15 protein-coding genes, 1 tRNA gene and 1 pseudogene are annotated in these 19,838 nt (G+C 64.6%); 11 read left to right on the plus strand and 6 right to left on the minus strand.

All coding sequences use genetic code 11. The features are described 5' to 3' along the window. Positions 1–281: 281 nt before the first annotated feature. The 3 genes from GOSPT_RS13495 (at position 282) to GOSPT_RS13505 (ending at position 2,032) form a co-directional block, all read left to right on the plus strand. The gene (locus tag GOSPT_RS13495) at positions 282–908 is read left to right on the plus strand and encodes a maleylpyruvate isomerase family mycothiol-dependent enzyme (protein WP_005206760.1); all 627 of its coding nucleotides are present in this window, start codon (positions 282–284) and stop codon (positions 906–908) included. Between the two features lie 276 nt (positions 909–1,184). Beyond that, positions 1,185–1,742 carry a TetR/AcrR family transcriptional regulator gene (locus GOSPT_RS13500; RefSeq protein ID WP_005206761.1) on the plus strand — a complete coding sequence of 186 codons (558 nt, stop codon included), beginning with the start codon at positions 1,185–1,187 and terminating at the stop codon, positions 1,740–1,742. 65 nt (positions 1,743–1,807) lie between these two features. Next, positions 1,808–2,032 (plus strand): hypothetical protein, encoded by a 225-nt coding sequence (locus tag GOSPT_RS13505; protein ID WP_141630885.1) that lies wholly within the window; start codon positions 1,808–1,810, stop codon positions 2,030–2,032. A 38-nt stretch (positions 2,033–2,070) separates the two neighbouring features. Here GOSPT_RS13505 and GOSPT_RS13510 read toward each other — a convergent pair whose 3' ends face one another. Further along, on the minus strand, positions 2,071–2,526 hold the full coding sequence (locus GOSPT_RS13510; RefSeq protein ID WP_005206763.1) for a MarR family winged helix-turn-helix transcriptional regulator: 456 nt from the start codon (positions 2,524–2,526) through the stop codon (positions 2,071–2,073). A 62-nt stretch (positions 2,527–2,588) separates the two neighbouring features. Between GOSPT_RS13510 and GOSPT_RS13515 the strand changes: the two genes are divergently transcribed. Then, positions 2,589–2,957 carry a VOC family protein gene (locus GOSPT_RS13515; RefSeq protein WP_005206764.1) on the plus strand — a complete coding sequence of 123 codons (369 nt, stop codon included), beginning with the start codon at positions 2,589–2,591 and terminating at the stop codon, positions 2,955–2,957. Here the strand turns inward: GOSPT_RS13515 and GOSPT_RS22840 are convergent. Then, positions 2,942–4,156, minus strand: a complete 1,215-nt coding sequence (locus tag GOSPT_RS22840; protein ID WP_231894704.1) for a T6SS phospholipase effector Tle1-like catalytic domain-containing protein — start codon at positions 4,154–4,156, stop codon at positions 2,942–2,944. The two genes, GOSPT_RS13515 and GOSPT_RS22840, sit on opposite strands and share 16 nt — an antisense overlap. 210 nt (positions 4,157–4,366) lie before the next feature. Here GOSPT_RS22840 and GOSPT_RS13525 point away from each other — a divergent pair, with 210 nt between their 5' ends. Both GOSPT_RS13525 and GOSPT_RS13530 read left to right on the plus strand, forming a co-directional pair. Next, the gene (locus tag GOSPT_RS13525; protein ID WP_005206766.1) at positions 4,367–5,899 is read left to right on the plus strand and encodes an MFS transporter; all 1,533 of its coding nucleotides are present in this window, start codon (positions 4,367–4,369) and stop codon (positions 5,897–5,899) included. A gap of 175 nt (positions 5,900–6,074) precedes the next feature. After that, a complete protein-coding gene (locus GOSPT_RS13530) occupies positions 6,075–6,587 on the plus strand; it encodes an RBBP9/YdeN family alpha/beta hydrolase (RefSeq protein ID WP_005206767.1) in 513 nt (170 codons plus the stop codon). Between the two features lie 21 nt (positions 6,588–6,608). Here the strand turns inward: GOSPT_RS13530 and GOSPT_RS13535 are convergent, their stop codons facing one another. Continuing rightward, positions 6,609–7,040, minus strand: a complete 432-nt coding sequence (locus GOSPT_RS13535) for a PPOX class F420-dependent oxidoreductase (RefSeq protein ID WP_005206768.1) — start codon at positions 7,038–7,040, stop codon at positions 6,609–6,611. 68 nt (positions 7,041–7,108) lie between these two features. Between GOSPT_RS13535 and GOSPT_RS13540 the strand changes: the two genes are divergently transcribed. Together GOSPT_RS13540 and GOSPT_RS13545 are read left to right on the plus strand one after the other, a co-directional pair. Further along, a complete protein-coding gene (locus tag GOSPT_RS13540) occupies positions 7,109–7,729 on the plus strand; it encodes a LysE family transporter (RefSeq protein WP_005206769.1) in 621 nt (206 codons plus the stop codon). Between the two features lie 63 nt (positions 7,730–7,792). Beyond that, positions 7,793–8,493, plus strand: a pseudogene (locus tag GOSPT_RS13545) (M24 family metallopeptidase). Between the two features lie 334 nt (positions 8,494–8,827). Here the strand turns inward: GOSPT_RS13545 and GOSPT_RS13550 are convergent. From GOSPT_RS13550 to GOSPT_RS13560, 3 genes are all read right to left on the minus strand, one after another. Next, positions 8,828–8,898: transfer RNA gene (locus GOSPT_RS13550), tRNA-Cys, on the minus strand. A gap of 540 nt (positions 8,899–9,438) precedes the next feature. After that, positions 9,439–10,347, minus strand: a complete 909-nt coding sequence (locus GOSPT_RS13555; protein ID WP_005206771.1) for a hypothetical protein — start codon at positions 10,345–10,347, stop codon at positions 9,439–9,441. 10 nt (positions 10,348–10,357) lie between these two features. Further along, the gene (locus tag GOSPT_RS13560; protein ID WP_231894705.1) at positions 10,358–11,164 is read right to left on the minus strand and encodes a GNAT family N-acetyltransferase; all 807 of its coding nucleotides are present in this window, start codon (positions 11,162–11,164) and stop codon (positions 10,358–10,360) included. A gap of 58 nt (positions 11,165–11,222) precedes the next feature. On the opposite strand from GOSPT_RS13560, the gene GOSPT_RS13565 reads away from it, so the two are divergent. From GOSPT_RS13565 to GOSPT_RS13575, 3 genes are all read left to right on the plus strand, one after another. Then, positions 11,223–11,666 (plus strand): Fur family transcriptional regulator, encoded by a 444-nt coding sequence (locus tag GOSPT_RS13565; RefSeq protein ID WP_085941945.1) that lies wholly within the window; start codon positions 11,223–11,225, stop codon positions 11,664–11,666. 36 nt (positions 11,667–11,702) lie between these two features. Continuing rightward, positions 11,703–13,934, plus strand: coding sequence for a catalase/peroxidase HPI (gene katG, locus GOSPT_RS13570; protein ID WP_005206774.1), 2,232 nt, complete (start codon positions 11,703–11,705; stop codon positions 13,932–13,934). Positions 13,935–14,221: 287 nt separating this feature from the next. Further along, positions 14,222–19,777: an ATP-binding protein gene (locus GOSPT_RS13575; RefSeq protein WP_005206775.1), complete on the plus strand. Its 5,556-nt coding sequence runs from the start codon at positions 14,222–14,224 to the stop codon at positions 19,775–19,777. Positions 19,778–19,838: the final 61 nt, after the last annotated feature.

A 19,838-nucleotide genomic window follows, 5' to 3' on the forward strand; every position in this document is an offset into this window, starting at 1 on the left:
CCGTTCGTGGTGCGTAGCGACCCACTTCGACTTCGATTCGGCATTCGTGGGCTGCTCCCCAACCGCGTGTGACGATCTCATCACCAACGAGTCGTTAGAGGTTTGGGAAGTTTCACCTACAGCGGACATTACTGTGAATGGAGATCGCCTGAATTGAAAGACCGCTCCGATGGACGCGTGTCGGTCTGGACCAGTGGAGAGCTACTCTCTGTTTGCGACGATATGCTCCATCCACGGCGCTCGGACGCCCCACCGCCAGTCGTGAGTCCGGAGGTACCGCGATGATGTCAGACGACGAGACCTTCGAGGCCATTGCCGATGAACGACGCTCGCTCGCAAACACATTGGCAACACTGACACCGGCTCAGTGGGATCACACGTCGCTATGTGGCGAGTGGACCGTCCGCGACGTCGCAGCACATCTCGTGGCACCACTGGTGATTCCGATCTGGCGCTTTGGCGTGCTCATGCTTCGCGCCCGCGGCAATTTCGACGAGGCCAACAAAATGATGACCGACATGGTGGTACGCCAGCACGGCACCGAGCTGGTCTCACTCCTCCGCGACCGCGCCGACAAGCGTTTCACGCCGCCTGGCCGGGGTCCCGCTGCTCCCCTGACCGACATCGTCGTGCATGCGCTCGATATCTGTCGCCCCTTGGGGTTTGCACGCAGTTCGCCCGACGACCGTCGCGTCGTCGTTCTCGATTACGTCACCGGTCTCCGCGGGCGCGACGCGTTTACGCATTCCGCTGCTGCGGTGCGGTGGGAGGCCACCGATATCGACTGGCGTCACGGCGACGGACCGACCGTGCGCGGGACGGCGGATACGTTGATGCTCGCTATCACGGGACGACGCAGCGTCATCGACGAGTTGTCCGGTGATGGCGTGAGTCTTCTGGGCGCGTAGCCCTCTGATGGTGAATCATTCGACTATGCCGGTTCGCGCAAATAGGCCGTCACGTATTACGCTGTCTCGCAGGACTATTGAGCGTCCAGTGCGGTGCAGGCGGCGGCTTCGATGCATATACCCCACCGGCCATGTTCACAAGTTATCTGTAACGCTGCGAGGCCATCCAGCGTCGACCAGACATGCCGTGATTTGCGGCGCCTACCGACCGGTAGGTAGCCTGAGTCGGCCCGCAAACCCCTTGCTCGCAGACCAGAATTGTTCACAGAGGAACCGATGACCAACCAAACAGACACCCGCGGCCAGATCATGGACGCGTTCACCGATCAACTTGCCGCCACCGGCTACCCGGGCATCTCCCTGGTCGAGGTCGCGCGCACAGTCGGAATCCGCAAACCCTCCATCTACCACCACTTTCCCGGAGGCAAGGAAGACCTGTACGCCGGAGTGGCCGAGCGCTACATCGAGGACACGAGCGCCCGAATGCGCGCCGCCCTCGACAACGACGGCCCCCTGACACACCGACTGATCGCGCTAGCGAAGGCAACCGCCGATGACGGTGGAACGGTCAGCTTCGAGCAACGCATCTACGACACCCTCGGCCAGGTCAGCGAGACCACGAAGAACCGCATCTCCGAGCTCTACGTGAACGGCTTGCTCGAACCAGTTGTCGAGCTGTTTGCCGCCGCGGTCGCAGATGGCGAGGTCAAGGGAGATCCACAGTTCCTGATGAACGCCTTCCTGCACCTCACCCGCGCCAGCGACCTCGACTCCGGGCCAGACAACGCCGAGCGAATCGTCTCGCTCTTCCTCGACGGCGCGCGCCCGCGGTAACCCGACCGGCGGGTGTCGCCGGGACACGTGTCAGCCACAGGCAACGTCTATACAGTTGACCCCACATGCCACACCACGACGCAGCAAGCACGGTGATGCTGATCATCAGCATCACCCTCGGCGTGGCCGCGTCCGGCTGCGCACTCGCCGCCGCCTACGTCTACCTTCACGAAAACCCCAAGCGCGACAACATCGCTCGCGATCATCTTGCTCGACGCTGGCTCATCGCCACCGCCGTTCTCGGGTTCTCAGTTGTCCTCATGCGATTCGTTTGGCTGCTGGTGCGGTAGTTCCACGAAACCGTTGGCGAAGCAACACGATCGATGCGTCAGCGAAGCGACCGGCTCATCTGTTGGAGGGCCCGCAACAGCGACGCCTGTTCGACGTCGCTGAGGCCTGAGAGCATCCGCTCCTCCACCGAACGCACTGCCGCAGAGGCCTTCTCGAGCTTGCGACGCCCACGGGGCGTGAGCCGTGCAGGAAGCACTCTACCCACGGGCGCGGCGTCGGGTCTGCTGACGAAGCCATCCCGTTCCAGTCCTTGCAGTAGGACATTCATCGCTTGACGTGTGATGAACGTGCCGCGGGCCAGTTCGGAATTCGACAGACCGGGCCGCTGCGCAAGCAGTTCAAGGCACGAGTACTGGGTCACGCTTAGTCCGAGCGGTCGGAGAACGTCCTCCATCGCCGCGCGGAGCGCGCTAGCCACCTCCTTGAGGGCATACCCCACAGAGGTCTCCAGCTCGACGGTCTCCAGTTCGACGCCGCTTCCGTCTTGACTCATGTCAATATACTGACATACATTGACCCATGTCAGTAAGTTGACATTCAAATTCGGAGGAAAACATGCCCGTCAGCGGCCCCGACTTCATCTCCCTGCAAACCCGCAACCTCGAAGCGTCCCAGGCGTTCTACGAGAGGTACCTTGGCTTGGTCCGCTCGCCGGCCGGGCCACCGCACGCGGTCGTGTTCGACACCAAGCCGATCGCCTTCGCCCTGCGAGATCTGATTCCCGGCACCGACCTCGACGCCGTCACTCAACCCGGTATCGGCGCTGCAATCTGGCTTCACGCCACAGGTGTGCAGGAGATCCACGACGCCCTCGTCGCGGACGGATACAGCATCGTGTCAGAACCCATCGACGGCCCATTCGGACGGACATTCGCATTCGCCGACCCCGACGGTTATCACATCACTCTTCACGATCGCGCCTGAACCGCGCCCGCCTGGTGTTGCCTGCTCACCGATGCGAAAGTCACTACGGCAACGACGAATTTGTCACGCTCGGCGGGCGACGCCCCTAGTGCGTCGAACCACGGCATCAAGTTCGGATTCGCGGCACGCCTGATGGCAGACCGTTCCACACTGACATCACATGCGGGCGCGTAGCCGAGTCCCGGCACAGCGACCGTCGGTGCGAAGTTACGCCACCCGCCGATGAAGAGCGGAACGTACGGTGCGACTTTGCGACGTATCGACTCCTGTACCGCGCTGAACACGTTGCTGATCCGGTACGCGAACGACAGAGAATTGTGCTCGGTCACGCTCTCGTCGTCGCGACATAGAGTGGTGCCCAACCTTTTCCAGTCAATGGCCACACCTGAGCGTCGTTCATCACGAGCCGTTGCCTCAGATGCCATCCACAGCAGCGATTTGTCGGAGTAGTAGCAGTTCTCGTACCCACCCCCGACGTCGCTGTGCACACCGTCGAACCAGACCTGGCTGATGTCGGCGTGCCGGCCTCCCCAGAGGCACGGCGCGAAGACTCGTCTACGCTCGGCGATCGCCAACGCTTGCCTGGCGGTCTTCACCATCGGCGAAAGCGTCACGTCGTGGAACTTGTACTTCGCGCGCGCGATTCCCGGAACACCCAGAGCGCCAACAGTATCGAAGACCCCGAGGAATTCGATTCGGACTTGGCCACGCCCGTGCGTGTGCTTGTCGATGGCCGCAAGCGCGCGCTCGTGCGCCGGATCGGCGGGAGTGGTCTCTGTGGAACTCTTCGCGCGCGGTCTGTTGCGGTAGAGGTCCATCGCTGTGGGCAGTTGTCCCTCCGCAACCCCCATCGGGGTGAGCAGTCCGACATGCGCGATCAAGCCGCACAGACTCCTGGCCGTGTATGCGCCGCGGCTGAATCCGAACACAAAGATGCGGTCGCCAGGTTCGTAGTTCAGCGCGAGGAATCGATAGCAGTCGACGATCGCGTCGTCGAGGCCCACACCGAATGCGCCGGCAACGATCCGTTCGATCCGACTACCAGTCGATCCGACGCCGCGCGCGTAGTGCACGATCTGGGTCTCGCCGTCGAAGCCGCTGGGCGCAATCGAACGCGCGATCTTCTCGACGTTCGAGACGTATCGATCGTCGGAGTTCTTCCACGTCCCGTCACAGCACACCACGAGATTCTTGGTCATGCTGTCGACGCTAGGACCCCGCCTACGCACCCACACGCGTAGCGCGGTACGTGTTCGCATGCCGATCTGCCCACGGCGCGTCTGCGTAGTAGGGCCGAATCGACGCCGATGAGAAAGAAGCCGGAACCCGGATTCATCGAGGACCGGATGTGTCCCCTATCCCCCATAGCGTCGTCGTTGTCAGATCAACCCGCCACACAGGAGCACCTGATGACGACAGCACCGCTTGAGCCCGCCGACGACAATGTCGTCGAACTCTCCCGTGTCACCACCCGACGTTCGCCTGAATCATCGCCTGACGCAACGCCTTCCGGCTCCACGCCAGGTATTGCGGGCAAGGCACGAACAATCGCGCTGATCTGCTTGCTCGCGGCGTCGTTCATGGAACTCATGGATGCAACCGTCGTCAACGTCGCACTTCGCACGATGCAGGTCGACCTCGGCGCGTCGGCGGTGAGTCTGCAGTGGATCGTCGCGGGCTATCCCCTCACCTACGCCGTGGGCCTGATCCTCGGTGCACGACTCGGCGACAACTTCGGCCGACGCAAGCTCTTCGTCGCCGGTCTCGCTGCGTTCGGACTCGCTTCTCTGGCATGCGGACTGGCGACCGGGCCCACCGAGCTCGTGGTCTTCCGCCTCATCCAGGGAGTGGCCGCAGCGCTGATGGTGCCGCAAGTGCTCAGCAACATCCAGGTGCTGTATCCACCGGCCGAGCGCGGTAAGGCGATGGGCATGTTCACGTCGGTCATCGGTCTCGCGGCGGTCACCGGCCCCATCCTGGGAGCCGTGATCACCAACGGCGATTGGTTCGGCTTGTCGTGGCGACCGGTGTTCCTGATCAATGTGCCGCTGGCAGTGCTCGCTATCGCGGCGGCGATCGCCTTCATTCCCGAGTCACGCTCGGCGATCAAGACACCCATCACAGCCGGTACGGCGCTGCTCCTCGGCGGCTCGTTGGCGGCGATCATGCTTCCGATCACACTCGGACCTGAAAATGATTGGCCGGCTTGGGGATTCGTCGTGATGGTTGCTGGTGTTGCCGGGCTCTGGTTGTTCGGACTCCGACAGGTGCGTTCAGCTCGGCGTGGCGTCGAACCCATGGTCCCGCCGGCCTTGTTCGCCACTCGGTCATTTTCGGTCGGACTCGCGGCATTCACGGCGTTGATGGTCCCCACCGGCGGATACTTCCTGGTCCAGTCGTTGCACGTTCAGCTAGCGCTTGGGTGGTCGGTACTTCACGCGGGTCTCATGTGGATTCCGTTCTCGCTCGCGGTGCCCGTCTCGGCTGGTCTCGCCGCGACGGTGCTCGTCGCACGATTCGGTAAGCGGGTTTTGCAGGTCGGAGGTGCGGTGTTCATCCTCGGCATGCTGCTGATGGGCTTCGCCGAGCAGTCGGCGCATCCCGCGCTGTGGTTTGCCGCGGCTCTGACCGTCGCGGGTCTCGGCTTCGGCGGGATCGTCGGCTCGGCCGGGCTGCTGGTACTCAACGACGTTCCGGTGCGCCTCGCAGGTGCGGCGTCGGGGGTCTTCAACACCGCCCAGGCACTCGCGGTGGCGTTCGGCGCCGCGGTCGTCGGGACCGTGTACACGTCGGTCGGAGAATCCTCGGGTCTCGAGTCCGCCTACCGCGCGTCACTGATCGTCATGATCGGGTTCATCGTGGTGGGCGCCCTGATCGCTCAGGCCTTGCGCATCTCGACCACGACGTCCGACGCAACTGACCTCGAACCGGTGGTCGCGTAACGTCTCGCCTGCTTTCACTGCCGGACGACGGGGGCCTGCACCAGCAGGCTCCCGTCGCTGCCGTTGGCACGTGGTTGCCAACCAACTCACGGCCGACGCACCCAGGACCGATGAGTTCCGACGCGGCGCTGAGTCACAACCTTCGAGAACCGGCGTCGACACAGAGGGACACGAGATGGCCACCGAGATGTTGTTCCTGCACGGAGCGGGCGGATTTCACGACGATCAGCCGCTTGCCGTCGCGCTGGCAAGTGAACTCGACGCGCACGTCTCGATGCCGGAGCTACCCGACGAGGACATGTCCGTCTCGGCTTGGACGTCGGCGATACGCCCCCACGTCGACGGGCTGACTGCATCCGCTGTGCTTGTGGCCCATTCGTTCGGTGCGTCGATGTTGCTCGCTCTGTTGAGCACCATGGCGACACCTCCGCCGCGCGCGTTCCTGCTGGCGATGCCGAACTGGGGCGATCAAGGCTGGGCGGTCGCCGACTACGATGTCACCGGCGCGGAACCGACAACCGCGCTCACCCTGCATCACTGCGAGGACGACGACGTCGTCCCCGTCAGCCATGTGGCGCTCAACCAGCGGCTCCTGCCGTCAGCAGAAGTTCGCCTCCACGAAGTAGGTGGACATCAATTCGACGGATGCGCCTCGCTCGTCGCCGCCGACATTCGTGCGCACAGTTGACGTCCATCACCCGACCACCGCTCAGCGCAGCTTGGCGCCGTACACCCGCGTAACAGCCAGCTTGAGCAAGACGCGACGGTCGCTCACCATCACCTCGCGGTACTCAGCCCAGTCCGGATGCTCCCCCGCACCGAGGCGGTAGTAGTCGACCAACGCGTCGACCTCCGGACCGTCAGGATCGCTCGACGGACCGATCAGCTCGGCGGTTCCCTCGGCCGTCGCCCACGTAAAGCCGTCGGCGCTGGTGTATTCGATGGCGGCCCGTGGATCTCGGCGAAGATTTTTGGTTTTCGCACGTCCGTCGGTCATGGACACGTAGATCGTGTCGGCCTCACGGTCGTACACCGAGGTGACCGGTGAGAGTTGAGGAAGTCCGTTCGCCTTGATCGTGGCGAGGATGGCGATCGACGTGTCGGCGATCAGGTCACGGGGGTCGTACTGCTCGTCAGTCATGGTTGTGGCAACCGTCACCAAGCCGGGGGCATTCCCGCGCGGCGTCCACGCACCACTACCCTCTGCTGGTGACTTTCTCGACCTGGGCGGCGCTGCTGACTGCGTGCGTGCTGATCAGCTTCACCCCGGGCGCCGGCGCGATCAACACGATGAGCAACGCCATGAATGTCGGATTCCGACGTGCGTTCTGGGGCGTGCTCGGCCAACAGGTCGCGCTGCTCATCCAATTGCTCATCGTCGCCGCGGGACTCGGCGTCGTCATCTCCCGATCGCACACCGCGTTCGAGGTCATCCGCTACACCGGCGCGGCCTACCTCATCTACCTCGGAATCCGACAGTTCTTCCGACGCCCCGACATGTCCGACGAGGCAAACGAATCCGTCCAGAACGAATCGGCTGCGTCGATGTTCACCCGAGGACTCTGGGTCAACCTGCTGAACCCGAAGGCGATCGTCTTCTTACTCGCGTTCATCCCAGGATTTGTGCGCCCGAACGATCCGCAGCTGATCCAGTACGTGGTCATCGGAGTGACGATGGTGGTCGTCGACATATCCGTGATGTGGTTCTTCTTCGCCCTGATAGCACGGGGATTCGCGCGTGTCACGAGGACCGAACAGGGCCAGCGTCGCCTCAACCGTGTGTTCGGAGTTCTGTTCGTCGCCGTAGGCGTCATGCTCGCGCTTGTGTGACCATGTTCGAAGGCCAGAGGGATCGAAGGCCTCACGGTTACCAGCACCATTGGAGGAGTCACGATGTCATCGCCCGAGCTCGACGACCGCGCACGCGTCGACAGCCTCCTCGACGCGCAGACCAAGGCTGAACGACTCTTCGACGAGGTGGAGCGGCGCGGCATGATCCGCGCAGGAATCGGCGAGCGCGCACTCTCCGACGACATCCGTGACCTGGCCGCCGGATGTTCGGCGTCACGCGTCACTGGCACAAACGAATCGTCCGCGCCGGCGAGAACACCCTGGAGACCTTCCGCGCCAACCCGCCGGACCGGATCATCGCCGACGACGACATCCTGTTCCTCGACTTCGGCCCGATCTTCGAAGAGTGGGAAGCCGATTTCGGCCGCACCTTCGTCCTGGGCGACGACGCGCTCAAACGACGCCTCGCCGACGACCTGCCCCGAATCTGGGATGCTGGCCGCGCCTACTTTCGTGCACACCCCGAGATCACCGGGGCCGAATTGTTCGACCGCGTCGTCGAACTCAGCGAGGAAGCCGGATGGCATTTCGGTGGCGAGATCGCCGGACACCTCGTCGGCGAGTTCCCGCACGAGAAGATCTCCGGCGACGAGATCGAGAGTTATGTGGCACCAGGTTCGTCGGGTCCCATGCGTCGCCTGGATCCGTCGGGGCGTGTGTGCCATTGGATTCTCGAGGTGCATCTCGTCGAACCCGACCGTCGATTCGGTGGCTTCTACGAGGAACTCCTCGACCTTCCGTGAGCAAGGATTGTGTGTGCGGGGAATGAGACTACTTCCCCACTGCCGGTGACCTTTGCGCGCTGTATTCCCTGCAAGGGGTTTGCGGCGTATCCACCGCCTCTCGACGGTATTCACCATGTCCGGTGCCGTGTCGTGGCACCACGCGTATCGACGACCGCTTCTCCACCGCTGTCACGTCGAAGAGAGACTGGCCGGTCTCTCCGCTACCGCTACTGGCGCGTGAACGTCACTCGGGCCTTGCGGGCTCGAATGTCGCCCTGATTCGTCGTGCGACGTCAGGGATTAGGACACTGTCGCGATGTCGTCGGGAAGAGGCTTTCGCTTGTGTGGTGGTAGCCACGCTGGACTTGAACCAGCAACCTGCCATTCTGCAAATGACCGCTCTGCCAATTGAGCTAGTGTCGCGTTGACTGAGGATGTGCTCTTCCGTGCGGTTCCAAGCCTTTTGGGCCCAGAATGCCGCACACCCTCGACCTTTCGGATGTCGGTCCTACTCGATCTCTCCTGTCTCGGCGAAGCTGCCACGCCCCGCCTCCACAGTCATGGAATACGCCCTCGACTGAACCATCTCGGACTGAAATTCCTTCCCTCGCCGCAACATTCGTCGCTACTGACCACACCTGGCAGGTGTCGGGTCACCGATCGGCTCTCCCGGCTCTCACCGTCAGATCGCTTCGACGTTGCCTCCACCCTGGGGTGAAGGTTCCGGCTCGGAGTGCATGGGGTACCGGAACTTCTCCCGGCGACGGATGTCACCCCGCCTTTCACCGGATCACTCCGGCTTATGCGCCATGCCGCATTCGTATGTCGATGTAGTTGTCAAACGTCCTGCACCACTTGGGTTGTCGTCGTCGAGCAGTGCGAGTAGCGACTCTAAGCGGTCCGGCTACGACGCACAACAGATTTTCTGCCGAGTCCGAGAACACCGACATTGAGCGGTACTCCTCAGTCCCGATCGGCGTCGCCCGAAAGATCGTCGAGACGCAGATCATCGAGACGCTGCTGTGCGCGCGATCGCGCGTCGGATGCCGATTCCAGAGCGGTCGCGGCTTCGTCCCGCTGTGACCGCGCTGTCTCCGCCGCTCGCTGGGCGAAGCGCTGCTCCTGTTCGGCACGATCCAGTTCCGCGCGCATCCGCGCGACTCGGCCCGCGAGATCGGTAGCGGCGCGCTCGGCATCGTCGACGCTGCGCTGAGCGCTATCGAGTTCGACGGTCGCCGAGTCGACGTCTGCGGTGTGTCGATCGAGAAGCGCTCTGGCGGCGTCGATCTCCGCTGCGCGGTCGGCCGTCGAACCCTCTTCAGCGGTGGATGAGGGTTCGGGCACCTCTGCGGTCGCCTCGTCGGCGGGTCCCGGCGAATCGGCGAGGGCCACCAGCCCGGCCGGGCCGAAGCCGCTGTACTCCATCGCGGTGACCAGCCGACCGCGACGCAGCAAGTCGGCCACCTGCTCGTCGCCGATCGCCGCACGCAGTGTCTGAACAGCCTCTCGTTCGACCGTCGTGCTCATACCCGCGCCGATCTCGGTGGCGAACGACCGTAGGTGCTCGAGCGCAGTCTGCACCACATCGCGTCGTCGTGTTGACAGCTGCCGCAGGAGTTCGGCCGACGAGCGACGCTGCGCCTCGCGGAGTTCGTCGGCAACGCTGAGCAGGGGGTCGAGATCCGTCGGCGAACGTCGAATCCACTGGTTGAGCAACCAGGCGACCTGCGTCGGCTTGCGCGCACGCGCGATGTCGAGGGCGAACCCGGGAGCATCGGCCGCGCGTGCCGAACGTGTCAGTTCGCGCCTACGTGAGACGAATTCATTTGGTGCGCAACCATACAACTCGTCCAGAGCGTCGTCGAGGTCCACGCGCGAACCCTCAGATACCGAACTCGATGATCGCTCGCTCGCCGAACTTCCGAAAGCCCATGCGCTGCAACAGCGGCGACGATGTAGCGGTCTCGGCGTGCACGAGCCCGAGCGAGGCTCCCCGACGTCGCGCGTCGTGTAGTCGAGCGACGATCAACGCGCGGTAGATGCCGCGACCCCGATGAGCGGGCAGGACGGCACCACCCCACATGCGAGCGACCTCACCCTCGATCGTGTAGCCGCCGGCGCCGGCCGCGTCGAGACCGTCGCGCGATGAGACGCCAGCCACGAAAAGGCCGGGCGGCGTGTCGTTCCGCGTGGCAGCGTCGTCGAGGATGGGTGGCGGAAAACCCCAGGCATCGAGGGAGATTCGGGCGAACTCGGCGATTCCGGCATCATCGTCGACGCGGCGCGCAACCACGTCGTCGGGCATCGGTATCCGGTCGACGATCTCGACCGCCGTCTTGAGCGCGACGATGTCGCGGACGGCGATCGTAGTGGCATCGCGTCGCTCGAGTTCGGCATCGTCGATACCCCCGAACAGTCCCGGCGCGCGTGTGAAGCGCACTCGTCGAGCGTCGAGTCGGCTCGCGTGGGCAGCAGCCTCATCGAGCACAACGATCGGATCGCGTTGTGCCCCGTGATAGTTCAGGAGGGTGGCGATTCCGTCGATCACATAGAACTCGTAACCGTCGATCTCGAGATGACGCGAGCCGACCGGATGCCAGGACGATGTCCACCGTATCGACTCAGCGCGTACGCGCTCCGGTGTCCACATCACCAGACCAGCGTGCCACAGCGGAGACGCGCCGATCACGCCGTCTCAGTTTGAGAGAAATCCTGAATCATTCCAGAATGCGTTGCATACTGTCGAGGTGTCCCCCACGCCGGAGTACGCAGACCAACTGCGTGCAGCCGAACTTCGAGTGACCCGTCCGCGGGTCGCGGTGCTGCAGGCCGTGAACACCCACGCGCACGCCGACACGGAGACCATTTTTCTCGCTACACGCACGATGTTGCCCGACGTCTCACGGCAGGCGGTGTACGACGTACTCGGTGCGCTGACCGACGCCGGACTCGTCCGACGCATCCAGCCGTCCGGTCTCGTCGCCCGCTACGAGGCGCGGGTCGGCGACAACCATCACCACACCGTGTGCCGTTCATGTGGCGCGATCGGCGATGTCGATTGCGCTGCGGGAACAACGCCGTGCCTCACGGCATCCGACGACAACGGCTTTGTGCTCGACGAGGCCGAGGTCATCTATTGGGGCATATGCCCCGACTGCAACCCAACGTCCATACCGGGGTCACATTCGTGATCACAGCCCGAATCACCACTTACCGGAAGGAAGACAGTGTCTGAAGAGAAGTCAGCCCCCGAAGCTCCCCCCATCGGTGAGGCACAGACAGAGCCTGCCGAATCAGGTTGTCCGATGCACATCCGCCCACCGGTCGAAGGCGGCGGCAATCAGCAATGGTGGCCGGACAAGCTGAATCTGCGTGTGCTCGCCCACAATCCGCAGGTCATTCGTCCCCGCGAACCCGACTTCGACTACGACGCCGCGCTCGCCGACCTCGACGTCGACGCACTCGTCGGTGACCTCAAAGACGTCATGAAGGACTCGAAGTCGTGGTGGCCCGCCGACTTCGGTCACTACGGCCCCTTCTTCATCCGGATGTCTTGGCACGCAGCGGGCACCTACCGCGTCGAGGACGGCCGCGGCGGAGCCGGAACCGGAATGCAGCGTTTCGCCCCGCTGAACAGCTGGCCCGACAACGTGAGCCTGGACAAGGCACGACGACTGCTGTGGCCCGTGAAGAAGAAGTACGGCAAGGCTCTGTCGTGGGCCGATCTCCTGGTCCTCGCGGGGAACGTCGCGCTCGAGGACATGGGCCTGCCGACCAAGGGCTTCGCCTTCGGGCGTCCTGACGAGTGGGAGGCCGACGAGGTCTACTGGGGTGCCGAGTCGGTGTGGCTGGGCACCAACCTGCGCTACCAGGACGGTAAGCGCGAGCTCGAGGAGCCACTGGGTGCAACCACCATGGGTCTCATCTACGTGAATCCCGAAGGCCCGGAAGGTGTCCCGGACTACCTCGCGGCCGCAGCCGATATTCGCGAGACGTTCGGCCGGATGGCCATGAACGATGTGGAGACCGCAGCGCTGATCGTCGGCGGTCACACCTTCGGCAAGACGCACGGCAACGGCGACGCCGAGCTTCTCGGCCCCGAGCCCGAGGCCTCACCGCTCGAACAGATGGGTCTTGGTTGGAAGAATCCCCAGGGCACCGGCGTTGGCAACGACACGGTCACCAGCGGCCTCGAAGTGACGTGGACTCACACACCGACCAAGTGGGACAACAGCTTCCTCGAGATCCTGTACGGCAATGAGTGGGAACTCTTCAAGAGTCCCGCGGGCGCCAATCAGTGGCGACCGAAGGACGGCGGCTGGGCCAATTCGGTGCCAATGGCCCAGGGCAACGGGAAGACCCACCCGTCGATGCTCACCACCGACCTGACGATGCGTTTCGACCCGATCTACGGGGAGATCACCCGCCGTTGGCTCGACCATCCCGAAGAACTCGCCGACGAGTTCGCGAAGGCGTGGTTCAAGCTCCTCCATCGCGACATGGGGCCTGCCATCCGCTACCGCGGTCCGCTCGTGCCGTCGGAAACCTACATCTGGCAGGACAACGTCCCCGCCGCCGAGGGCCCGCTGCTCTCCGATGCCGACGCCGACAGCCTGAAATCCGCGATCCTCGAGACCGGCCTCACCGTGCCGCAGCTCGTGTCCACGGCATGGAAGGCGGCGTCGACGTTCCGCGGTAGCGACTACCGCGGCGGCGCGAACGGCGGACGGCTGCGCTTGCAGCCGCAGCTGGGTTGGGAGTCCAGTGAGCCCGACGAGCTCGCTCAGGTCATCAGCAAACTGGAGCTGGTCGCCGAGCAGTTCAACGCCGAGCCCGGCACCAAGGTGTCGTTCGCGGATCTGGTTGTTCTCGGCGGAGCTGCCGCGATCGAGAAGGCCGCCAAGGACGCGGGCTTCTCGGTGACCGTGCCGTTCACGCCGGGGCGGACCGACGCGACCCAGGAACAGACCGACCAGGACTCGTTTGCCTACCTCGAACCCCGCTACGACGGGTTCCGCAACTACGAGGGCAAGGGCAACGAACTGCCTGCGGAGTACAACCTCGTCGACAAGGCCAACCTCCTGACCCTGTCACCGCCGGAGATGACGGTGCTCGTCGGTGGTCTGCGCGTACTCGGCGCCAACCACAAGGGCTCGTCGCTCGGAGTGCTGACGACCAAGCCCGGCACGCTGACCAACGACTTCTTCGTCAACATCACCGACATGGACGTCGAATGGTCGGCATCGCCTGCCGACGACGGCACCTACGTCGCAGTCGATCGTGAGTCGGGCGAACAGAAGTGGACGGGTTCTAGGGTCGATCTCGCCTTCGGCTCGAACTCCGATCTGCGTGCACTCGCCGAGGTCTACGCCGAGGACGACTCGAAGCAGAAGTTCGTCGACGACTTCGTCGCCGCGTGGGCCAAGGTGATGGAACTCGACCGCTACGACCTGCACTGAGTCGACTCATCACCACCGATGCACCCCGCGGACATAATCCGCGGGGTGCATCGGTGTGTGTGGCAGACCACGTAGTCTTACGCCATTGCCCGACACGTCGAGTAACTCCCCCGTACTCGCGCGTAGCGCAACGATTCGACACAATCGTCCGGGGCCGCAAGTTTTACAGTCACGCGTGCGTCCGCATGGGCGTGACTCACACGCGGCCCTTAACCGCGGAGTTTCGTGCTTCGCACGGCGAGCGGGGGCGCTGCCGACAGCAGTTCCAGAAGAGAAGGGAGTCGGTGATGTTCACGCGCATTGCCATCGTGAACCGAGGTGAGGCCGCGATGCGGCTCATCCACGCCGTCCGCGGATTGTCTGCCGAGACCGGTCAGCCCATCGAAGTCGTAGCCCTGCACACCGACGTCGACCGCAACGCCACATTCGTCCGCGAAGCCGACATCGCGTACAACCTGGGAGCGGCAGCCGACCGCCCCTACCTGAATCTCAAGGTGCTCGAGCACGCATTGCTCGAGACCGGAGCCGACGCCGCATGGGTCGGCTGGGGATTCGTCGCAGAAGATCCACTCTTCGCCGAACTATGCGACCGCATCGGCGTCACCTTCATCGGCCCGTCCGCCGAGGCGATGCGCAAACTCGGCGACAAGATCGGCGCCAAGCTGATCGCCGAAGAGGTCGGTGTTCCGGTCGCGCCGTGGAGCCGTGGGTCCGTCGACACCATCGACGACGCGCTCGAAGCCGCGGCGTCGATCGGCTATCCGCTGATGCTGAAGGCAACCGCAGGCGGTGGAGGTCGCGGTATACGCGTCATCACCAGCGACGACGAACTCCGCGACGCCTTCGACCGCACCCGCGATGAAGCCGCCCGCGCCTTCGGCAGCGGCGTCGTCTTCCTCGAACGACTCGTCACCGGAGCCCGCCACGTCGAGGTTCAGGTCATCGCCGACGGCCAGGGCACCGCATGGGCGCTCGGCGTCCGCGACTGCTCGGTGCAGCGTCGAAATCAGAAGATCATCGAGGAGTCGGCATCGCCGGTTCTCGCACCCGAGCAGGTCACAGACCTCAAGACATCCGCAGAGCGTCTCGCAGTCGCAGTCGGGTACCGAGGCGCCGCAACCGTCGAGTTTCTCTACCACCCCGGCGAACACCTCTTCGCGTTCCTCGAAGTCAATACCCGCTTGCAGGTCGAACACCCGATCACCGAATGCACGACGGGAATCGACCTGGTTCGTGCGCAGCTACACGTCGCGTCGGGCGGCCGCCTCGATGGCGAGCCCCCGGCCGAGCGCGGCCACGCGATCGAGGCGCGCCTCAATGCCGAGGATCCTGACCGCGACTTTGCCCCGGCCCCCGGCCGCATCTCACGACTCGAACTCCCCGCCGGTCCCGGCATCCGCGTCGACACCGGAGTCAGTGAGGGCGACACGATCCCCGCTGATTTCGACTCGATGATCGCCAAGATCATCGCCTATGGCGCCAACCGCAACGAGGCCCTCGGCCGTCTGCGTCGCGCCATGAGCGAGACTCGGGTCGTCATCGAGGGTGGTGCCACCAACAAGAGCTTCGTCCTCGAACTCCTCGGACAGCCCGCCGTGATCGACGGAAGCGCCGACACCGGGTGGATCGACCGCGTCCGAGCCGAGAACGGACTCATCGTCAATCGCCACTCTGCGATTGCGCTGATCGCCGCCGCGATCGACAGCTACGAGGAAGAAGAAGCCGTCGAGCGTCAGCGCCTGCTGTCGACGGCGTCGGGCGGACGCCCGCAGGTGCAGCACGAGAGCGGTCGCCCGCTCGACCTGAAACTGCGCGGTGCTGCCTACCGGGTTCGCGTCGCCCGGATCGGCGCGAGCCGCTTCCGCGTGTCCATCGAATCGGGAACCGACACCTACACCGCGGACGTCGACATCGAGCGCTTCGACGAGCACGCAGCGCAGATGGTGCTCAACGGGGTCCGCTATCGCCTCGTCACCGACACGCACGGACCAACCCACCTCATCGACGTCGACGGCGTCGCACACCGCGTCAGCCGCGACGAGGGCGGCGTTGTCCGCTCTCCCGCACCCGCACTCGTCGTGGCCACTCCGTTGGCCGTCGGCGACGAGGTCGAGGCCGGCGCACCCGTGCTGGTTCTCGAGAGCATGAAGATGGAGACCGTGCTGCGCGCACCCGTGCGCTCCCGCCTCAAGGAGTGCTCGGTGTCGGTCGGCTCCCAGGTCGAGACCGGTGCGACGCTGATGCGTCTCGAACCGATCGCCGACGCCGAGGACGACGACGAGGCAGCCCAGGCACCCGTCGAGAGCGTCGAACTCGAATTGCCCGCGGCGCCAGACAACATCGACCCGGATGTCCGGACCACCCGCACACAGGAGGATCTGCGCAGTCAGCTCCTCGGATACGACGTCGATCCGCACGACCGATCGCGACTCCTCGACGACTACCTCACCGTGCGGCGCGAAGTCCGTGCGTCGGGTCGACGCCCCATCGGCGACGAACTCGAGCTGCTCACGGTGTTCGCCGATCTCGCCGAACTGAGTCAGAAGCGTCCGCCGGTGGGCTTGAATCCGGGGTTCGAGCATGTGCACAGCTCACGCGAGAACTTCCACACCTATCTGCAGAGCCTCGACGTGGAGCGTGACGGTCTCCCCGAGGCGTTCCATGACCAGCTGCGGCTGGCGTTGCGCCACTACGGTGTCACCGAACTCGACCGCTCACCGGAGCTCGAGGCGGCGGTCTTCCGCATCTTCCTGACACTGCAGAATCCTGGTGCATCGGTCACCGTCATCACCACGCTGTTGCGGGAGTGGCTCAATGAGCCGACGCCGCGCGACGAGTTGCGCGAGGACATCGGCTTTGCGCTGGATCGGATCGTGGCCGCGACACAGGTGCGCTTCCCCGCGATCGCCGACCTCGCACGCGGTGTGATCTACGCCTGGTACGGCCAGGCAATGCTCCTGCGCGACCGTGCACGCGTCTACACGAACGTGCGCAAGCACCTCAAGTACCTCGACGAGAACCCCGATGCCGCCGACCGCAGTGAGCGCATCGCCGACATGGTGCGAAGCACCGAACCTCTTGTTCGCCTTCTGGGACAACGCATTCAACGCGATGGCACCGACAACACCGTCATGCTCGAGGTTCTCACCCGCCGCTACTACGGCAACAAGGGTGTCGATGTGATCGCCACGCAGACCGCACGCGGCACGACGTTCGTAGTCGCTGCGCGCGACGGCGCCAGCGTGGTGTCGGCAGCGGTGCCATTCGACGAACTGGCCTCTGCGGCAAGCGGACTCATCGAGCTCGCACGCAACAGCGCGGCCATCGCCGCCGACATCTACGTCAGCTGGGAAGACCAGCCCGACGACTTCGACACGATGGCCGCGGCACTGCACGAGATCGTCGCGGCGTCGCCGATGCCCGGCCAGGTGCAGCGCGTCACGTTCACCGTCGCCGGACGCGGCACCGCCGTGATGCATCACCACTTCACGTTCCGACCCTCGGCCACCGGAATGGTCGAGGAACGACTGATCCGTGGGCTGCATCCCTACATCGCGCAGCGGATGCGCATGGAACGGCTCCGCAAGTTCGACCTCACACGGCTGCCATCGGCAGACGACGAGGAGATCTACCTGTTCCGCGCCGTCGCGAAGGAGAACCCGGCCGACGACAGGCTGGTCGCTTTCGCGCAGGTACGCGACCTGAGTTCGCTCCGCGAGCACGACGGTCGGCTGCTGTCGCTACCCACGGCCGAGACCGTGCTTGCCTCCTGCGCCGACTCGATTCGTCGCGCCAAACGCGGCCAGAAGCGAGCGCTCAACACCAACCGCATCGTCATGTACGTGTGGCCGCCGATCGACGCGTCGTCGGACGATCTGGCCACCATCGCCGATCACATCCGTGGCACGACGGCCGACGTCGGACTCGAAGAGGTCCAACTGATCGCCCGACGCCGCGACCGCGAGACCGGTGAACTGCGCAAGGTCTCGATTCGCTTCTCCGTCAATGCAACCGGCGGATTCGACGTCTCGGTGGGCGAACCGTCCACCGACCCGATCGAGCCCGTCGACGAGTACCGCCAGAAGGTCCTCAGCGCCGCTCGACGCAACACGGTCTACCCGTACGAGTTGACCGGCCTGCTCGGCGACTTCCGCGAGTACGACCTCGACGCCGAGCAGCGACTCGTACCGGTAGCACGCCCTAAGGGACAGAACACCGCGGCGATCGTCGCGGGCGTCGTGACGACGCCGACCGAGAAGTATCCGCAGGGAATCGCCCGCGTCGTGTTGCTCGGCGATCCGACGAAATCGCTTGGTGCGCTGTCGGAACCCGAGTGTGCGCGGGTCATCGCGGCGCTCGATCTCGCCGAGGAGATGAAGGTTCCCCTCGAGTGGTACGCCCTCTCATCCGGCGCGCGAATCTCGATGGACTCGGGTACCGAGAACATGGACTGGGTGGCTCGCGCACTGAAGCGGGTCGTCGAATTCACGCAGGACGGCGGCGAGATCAACATCGTCGTCGCGGGCATCAACGTCGGCGCCCAGCCGTACTGGAACGCCGAGGCAACCATGCTGATGCACACGAAGGGCATCCTCGTGATGACCCCGGAGTCGGCCATGGTGCTGACCGGCAAGCAGTCGCTGGACTTCTCCGGCGGTGTGTCCGCGGAAGACAACTTCGGCATCGGCGGCTACGACCGGGTGATGGGCCCCAACGGCCAGGCTCAGTACTGGGCCCCGAATCTGGGCGCCGCACGCGACGTGCTGATGGCACATTACGACCACACCTACGTGATGCCCGGCGAGCAGACACCGCGTCGCCTCATCACCAGCGACCCGGTCGACCGCGACATCTCCGACTACCCACACGTCCTCGCAGGCAGCGACTTCACCACCGTCGGACAGATCTTCTCCAAGGAGATGAATCCCGACCGTAAGAAGCCGTTCGACATCCGGACCGTCATCCGCGCCGTCGCCGATCAGGATCATCAGGTCCTCGAACGGTGGGCCGGAATGGCCGACGCCGAGACCGCCGTCGTCTCCGACGTCCATCTCGGCGGAATTCCGGTGTGCCTGCTCGGGATCGAATCGCGCGAGGTGTCGCGCCGTGGCTACACCCCCACCGATGGACCCGACACCTACACTGCGGGAACGCTTTTCCCGCAGTCGTCGAAGAAGGCTGCGCGAGCAATCAATTCGGCGAGCGGCAACCGTCCGCTCGTGGTGCTCGCCAACCTGTCGGGATTCGACGGCTCGCCGGAGTCGATGCGTAAGCTGCAGCTCGAGTACGGAGCCGAGATCGGACGCGCGATCGTCAACTTCCGCGGCCCGATCGTCTTCTGCGTCATCTCGCGCTATCACGGCGGAGCGTTCGTGGTGTTCTCCAAGGCGCTCAATCCGAACATGACGGTGTTGGCGATCGACGGCTCGTTCGCCTCCGTGCTCGGCGGCGCTCCCGCCGCGGCCGTGGTGTTCGCGGGCGACGTCAACAAGCGAGTCGCCACCGACCCACGAGTCCGCGACATCGAGGCGCGGTTGGCGCAGGCGTCCGGCTCGGACCGGTCGGCACTGAGCGCAGAGCTGGCCGACGTACGTCAGTCGGTGCGGGCCGAGACGATCAATGCTGTCGCCGCAGAGTTCGACGCCGTGCACAGCATCCGGCGCGCCGTCGAGGTGGGTTCAGTGGACGCGGTGATCGACGCCGCCGAACTGCGCCCGCGGATCATCGCCGCGATCGAGGGCAACGCAACATGGTCGCATCGCCGCCATGAAGCCGCCGACCCTGAGCAGGTAGACCCTCAGCAGATCGGCACCGAGCAGGTCGGCACGAGCTCGGAGTCGTAACACCGGCGCGCGATACATCGACAACCGACCCGACGGCGCGGGGCCGGGATCAGAGAAACCT

The organism is Gordonia sputi NBRC 100414 (genome assembly GCF_000248055.1).
GTDB lineage: Bacteria > Actinomycetota > Actinomycetes > Mycobacteriales > Mycobacteriaceae > Gordonia > Gordonia sputi.

Coding starts and splice junctions, on each gene's coding strand:
- GOSPT_RS13495 (WP_005206760.1), top strand. CDS start 282: ATGATGTCAGACGACGAGACCTTCGAGGCCATTGCCGATGAACGACGC.
- GOSPT_RS13500 (WP_005206761.1), top strand. CDS start 1,185: ATGACCAACCAAACAGACACCCGCGGCCAGATCATGGACGCGTTCACC.
- GOSPT_RS13505 (WP_141630885.1), top strand. CDS start 1,808: ATGCCACACCACGACGCAGCAAGCACGGTGATGCTGATCATCAGCATC.
- GOSPT_RS13510 (WP_005206763.1), bottom strand. CDS start 2,526: ATGAGTCAAGACGGAAGCGGCGTCGAACTGGAGACCGTCGAGCTGGAG.
- GOSPT_RS13515 (WP_005206764.1), top strand. CDS start 2,589: ATGCCCGTCAGCGGCCCCGACTTCATCTCCCTGCAAACCCGCAACCTC.
- GOSPT_RS22840 (WP_231894704.1), bottom strand. CDS start 4,156: ATGACCAAGAATCTCGTGGTGTGCTGTGACGGGACGTGGAAGAACTCC.
- GOSPT_RS13525 (WP_005206766.1), top strand. CDS start 4,367: ATGACGACAGCACCGCTTGAGCCCGCCGACGACAATGTCGTCGAACTC.
- GOSPT_RS13530 (WP_005206767.1), top strand. CDS start 6,075: ATGGCCACCGAGATGTTGTTCCTGCACGGAGCGGGCGGATTTCACGAC.
- GOSPT_RS13535 (WP_005206768.1), bottom strand. CDS start 7,040: ATGACTGACGAGCAGTACGACCCCCGTGACCTGATCGCCGACACGTCG.
- GOSPT_RS13575 (WP_005206775.1), top strand. CDS start 14,222: ATGTTCACGCGCATTGCCATCGTGAACCGAGGTGAGGCCGCGATGCGG.